The sequence below is a fragment of the Dietzia sp. DQ11-44 genome (assembly GCF_014145205.1).
GTDB lineage: Bacteria > Actinomycetota > Actinomycetes > Mycobacteriales > Mycobacteriaceae > Dietzia > Dietzia natronolimnaea.
In genome coordinates this window covers 1-4,261 of the sequence record NZ_JAALEC010000489.1, presented here as the reverse complement: position 1 = coordinate 4,261, position 4,261 = coordinate 1, and the positions used below count along the sequence as shown (strand labels likewise).

Genomic DNA, 4,261 nt, shown 5'->3' with positions numbered 1-4,261 from the left:
CACGCGGCCCGATTCCACCACGAGCAGCGCGGATACGCGGCGTTCGGTCATCAGGCTCGCGGCGTCGCGGATCGTGGTGTCGGGGCCGGTGGTCACCGCGTCGCGGGCGAGCAACTCCCCGACCGGCGTGCCCAGCGCGTCCCCGCCCGCGGCCTCGAGCCGCGCCGAGGCGAGGTCCTGGCGGATCCGGTCGCTCCGTTCGCCGAAGAACCGCCGCAGATGAGGGTGCTCGGTGGCCAGGTCGTCCAGGACCCCGGCCGGCATCTCGAGCAGCAGGGTGTCGGCCACCGCCACGATCCGGTAGCGCGAGGGCCCGCTGTGGGACAGGGACGAGTAGCCGAAGCAGTCTCCCTCGCCCCGGGCGTCGAGCAGAACGCCGTCCGGGTCGCACACCTCCACGGCACCTGACCGGATGATGTGCAGCGTGTCGTTCCGGGCACCGGCGTCGAGGATCACCGTTCCCCGGCGGTGGTACCGCTGTGAGAGCCGCGCGGGGATCCGGTCGAGCTGGTCACCGGGCAGCTCGTCGAAGGGGGCGCAGCGGGCGAGGAAATCCCTCACCTCGGCGAGTTCGACGTCCATGGGTCCACTCTGTACGCCGACGGCCCGCGGTGTGATCCGCTTCACGCGATTCACACCCGCGGGCCGCGGGGTGGTGCCCGGTTCCTAGTCGCTGACCGCCGACACGATCCGGTCGCCGACCTCGGAGGTCACCACGGGACGGTCTCCACGCGACCCGAGGTCCGCCTCGACCGCGGCCTCCACGCGCTCGGCCTCGGCGACCCTGCCCAGGTGCCTCAACATCAGCGCCACCGACAGGATGGCCGCGGTGGGGTCGGCCTTGCCCTGTCCTGCGATGTCCGGGGCGGAACCGTGCACCGGTTCGAACATGGACGGGTTGGTTCCCGAGGCGTCGATGTTCCCCGACGCGGCGGTGCCGATGCCCCCGGTGACGGCGGCGGCGAGATCGGTGATGATGTCGCCGAACAGGTTGTCGGTGACGATCACGTCGAAGCGCGAGGGTTCGGTGACCATGTAGATCGTCGCGGCGTCGATGTGGCAGTAGTCGACCGCGACGTCCGGGAACTCCGGGGCCACCTCGTCGACGGTGCGCTGCCAGAGCCCACCCGCGTTGACCAGCACATTGGTCTTGTGGACGAGCGTCAGTTTGCCTCGGCGGGACCGCGCCCGGCCGAACGCGTCGCGCACCACGCGCTCGACGCCGAAACGGGTGTTGACGGAGGTCTCGGTGCCGATCTCGTGGGGTGTCCCCACGCGGATCGCCCCACCGTTGCCGGTGTAGAGCCCCTCGGTCCCCTCGCGGACCACGACGAAGTCGATCTCACCCGGGTCCTTGAGCGGGGTACCCGAACCGGGGTACAAACGCGACGGGCGGAGGTTGACGTGGTGGTCGAGCGCGAACCGCAGTGGGAGCAGCATCCCGCGTTCGAGCACCCCGGCGGGCACCGATCGCGGATCGCCGATGGCCCCGAGCAGGATCGCATCGTGGCCCTTGAGGCTCTCGATGTCCGCCTCGGTCAGGGTCTCCCCGTTGCGGAGATACCGGCGCGCGCCCAGGTCGTACTCGGTCTTCTCGACCCCCGGGACGAGCGCGTCCAGGACCCGGATCGCCTCGGCCGTCACCTCGACACCGATCCCGTCTCCGGGGATGACTGCGAGCTTCATGATGTCCGACCCCCGCTCAGACCAGGGAGATCTGGGTCGCCGTGGCGTCGAGCTCGGAGACGATCCGGTCGACGGTCGGTTCGGCGACCGCACGATCGACCCGCAGGATCAGCGAGGCACCTTCACCGGTGACGTCCTGGCTGAGCGCGGCGGCCTGGATGTCGATGCCCTCCCCGCCGAGGATGGAGCCCACCTTTCCGAGCACGCCCGGGCGGTCGGAGTAGTGGACGAACAGGTTCTGACCCTCGGCACGCATGTCGAAGCCGCGCTCGTTGATCCGGACGATCTTCTGCACCTGGTCCAGACCGGCCAGCGTGCCGGTGACATGGGCCGACGCGCCGTCCGCGGCCACCGCGGTGACGGTGACCGTGCTGCGGTAGGACTTCGACTCGCTGCGGGTCTCGACCGAGTGCGTGACACCGCGCTGCTCGGCCATCTGGCCGACGTTGACGAAGGTGGCGGGCTCGTCGGTGATGGCGGAGAACATCCCGCGCAGGGCGGCCAGACCCAGCACGTCCACCTGCTCAGCGGCCAGTTCGCCCGCGACCTCGACGGTCACGGTGGTGGGCACACCCGGGCACAGGTGACCGGCGATGAGTCCGAGCTTCCGGACGAGGTCGAGCCACGGAGCGACCTCGTCGCCGACCGGGCCGCCGGTGACGTTGACGGCGTCGGGGACGAACTCCCCGCGCAGGGCGAGCAGCACGCTGCGCGCGACGTCGGTGCCGGCCCGGTCCTGCGCCTCGCTCGTGGAGGCACCCAGGTGCGGCGTGACGACGGTGTTCTCGAGGTCGAACAGCGGCGAGTCGGTGCAGGGCTCGGTGTCGAACACGTCCAGGGCGGCGGACCGCACCTTCCCGGACCTCAGGGCCTCGACGAGCGCGTCCTCGACGATGAGTCCGCCGCGGGCGGCGTTGACGATCACGACGCCGTCCTTGGCCCGGGCCAGCCGCCCGGCGTCGAGCAGGCCGGCCGTCTCCTTGGTCTTGGGCAGGTGCATCGTGATGATGTCCGCGCGGGAGACCAGCTCATCGATGTCCACGAGCTCGATCCCGAGCTGGGCCGCGCGGGCGGCGGGAAGGTAGGGGTCGTAGGCGATGAGGTTCGTCTCGAACGCCGCCAGACGTTGTGCCACGAGCTGACCGATCCGACCCAGGCCCACCACGCCGACGGTCTTCCCGAGCAACTCGACGCCGTTGAAGGAGCTGCGCTTCCAGGTGTGCTCGCGCAGGGTGCGGTCGGCGGCCGGGATCTGGCGGCAGGCGGCCATGAGCAGGGCGACGGCGTGCTCGGCGGCCGAGTGGATGTTGGAGGTGGGCGCGTTGACCACCATGACGCCGCGCTCGGTCGCCGCGGGGATCTCCACGTTGTCGAGGCCGACACCCGCGCGACCGATGATCTTGAGCTTCGGGGCGGCGGCCATCACCTCGGCGTCGACGGTCGTGGCGGAGCGGACGAGGATCGCGTCCGCATCGGCGACGGCCTCGAGGAGCTTGGGACGATCCGGGCCGTCGACCCAGCGGACCTCCACGGCGTCGCCGAGCGCGTCGACGGTCGACTGGGCGAGCTTGTCGGCGATGAGGACGACGGGACGTCCGGATGCTGTCACAGTGGGATCTCCTCGGTGTCAATTTGGGCACACCCAGTCTAGGCCACCGCACACCGCCGAGGACCAGTGGCCGGGGTGGCCCGGGACGCCTACCGTGGCTGATGTCACCGCAGGCCCCGACCGACGTCCGACGAACGGATCACCTATGTTGCGCCCGCCCCGGTCGACCGGTTTCCCGGTCCGCCTGCCCAGCCCCTGGATGCCCGTCCTCGCCCCCGCGCGCGGCTCGACCGCGGTCGCCTCCTATCTCCGGGCACACCTCTACGGGGCGGCGGTGGGTCGCAGCCTCCTGGACCACTGCATCCGCGCCGTCGACGAGACCGACAAGACCCGCCTGGAGCCCCTGCGCGCCCAGTTCGAGCAGGAGATCGACACCGCCGCCGCGCTGCTGGCCCGGCTGACCCCCATCGGGACCCCGGGCCGGCGACTGCTGCGACTGTCGACCGGTCTCTCGTTCTCCGTGCTTCCGGTGGGGCCGGTGCTGAGCGATCCGCTGGCGCGGCTCGCGCTGCTGGAGGCGCTACGCACCCTCGTGGTGGCCAAGCGCTCCATGTGGGAACTGCTCGCGGACTCGTGGGTCGCCGACCAGCCCTCACGGGGCGACGACGACGAGGTGGGCGGACCCGGCACCCGACGCGTCCTCCTGGATCTGGCGGAGCAGGCCGTGGCCCAGGAGAAGGTGTTGGAGGAACTGCGCCGGACCTACGGCCTGGCGGTGTTCGAGTGAGGTCCTCCGCGCCGGTGCGGGCCGACGTGGTGGTGGTGGGGTCGGGGCCGAACGGCCTCGCCGCGGCACTCCTGTGCGCCCGCGCGGGCCGTCGCGTCGTGGTTCTCGAGGCCGAGGACACCATCGGGGGCGGGTGCCGCACCCTGCCCATGGACGGCATGCCGGGTGATCTCGGCGCGGACCTCGTCGTCGACCCGTGTTCGGCGGTCCACCCGATGGCCGCCGCCGCGCCGTTCTTC

Annotated in this window: 5 protein-coding genes; 2 read left to right on the top strand and 3 right to left on the bottom strand. The window is 71.4% G+C overall.

All coding sequences use genetic code 11. The features are described from left to right. From G6018_RS12340 to serA, 3 genes are all read right to left on the bottom strand, one after another. Positions 1–582: cyclic nucleotide-binding domain-containing protein (locus tag G6018_RS12340; protein ID WP_182639754.1), on the bottom strand; the 582-nt coding region annotated here is incomplete at its 3' end. 84 nt (positions 583–666) lie between these two features. Further along, a complete protein-coding gene (locus G6018_RS12335) occupies positions 667–1,686 on the bottom strand; it encodes a 3-isopropylmalate dehydrogenase (protein ID WP_179525513.1) in 1,020 nt (339 codons plus the stop codon). A gap of 16 nt (positions 1,687–1,702) precedes the next feature. After that, complete coding sequence (gene serA / locus G6018_RS12330) at positions 1,703–3,295, bottom strand: phosphoglycerate dehydrogenase (RefSeq protein WP_182639753.1); 1,593 nt, start codon at positions 3,293–3,295, stop codon at positions 1,703–1,705. 145 nt (positions 3,296–3,440) lie between these two features. Here serA and G6018_RS12325 point away from each other — a divergent pair, with 145 nt between their 5' ends. Both G6018_RS12325 and G6018_RS12320 read left to right on the top strand, forming a co-directional pair. Beyond that, positions 3,441–4,022, top strand: a complete 582-nt coding sequence (locus G6018_RS12325; RefSeq protein ID WP_182609682.1) for a hypothetical protein — start codon at positions 3,441–3,443, stop codon at positions 4,020–4,022. Beyond that, positions 4,019–4,261, top strand: a 243-nt coding sequence (locus tag G6018_RS12320) for an FAD-dependent oxidoreductase (RefSeq protein WP_182639752.1), incomplete at its 3' end; no start/stop codon positions are given. The genes G6018_RS12325 and G6018_RS12320, both read left to right, overlap by 4 nt.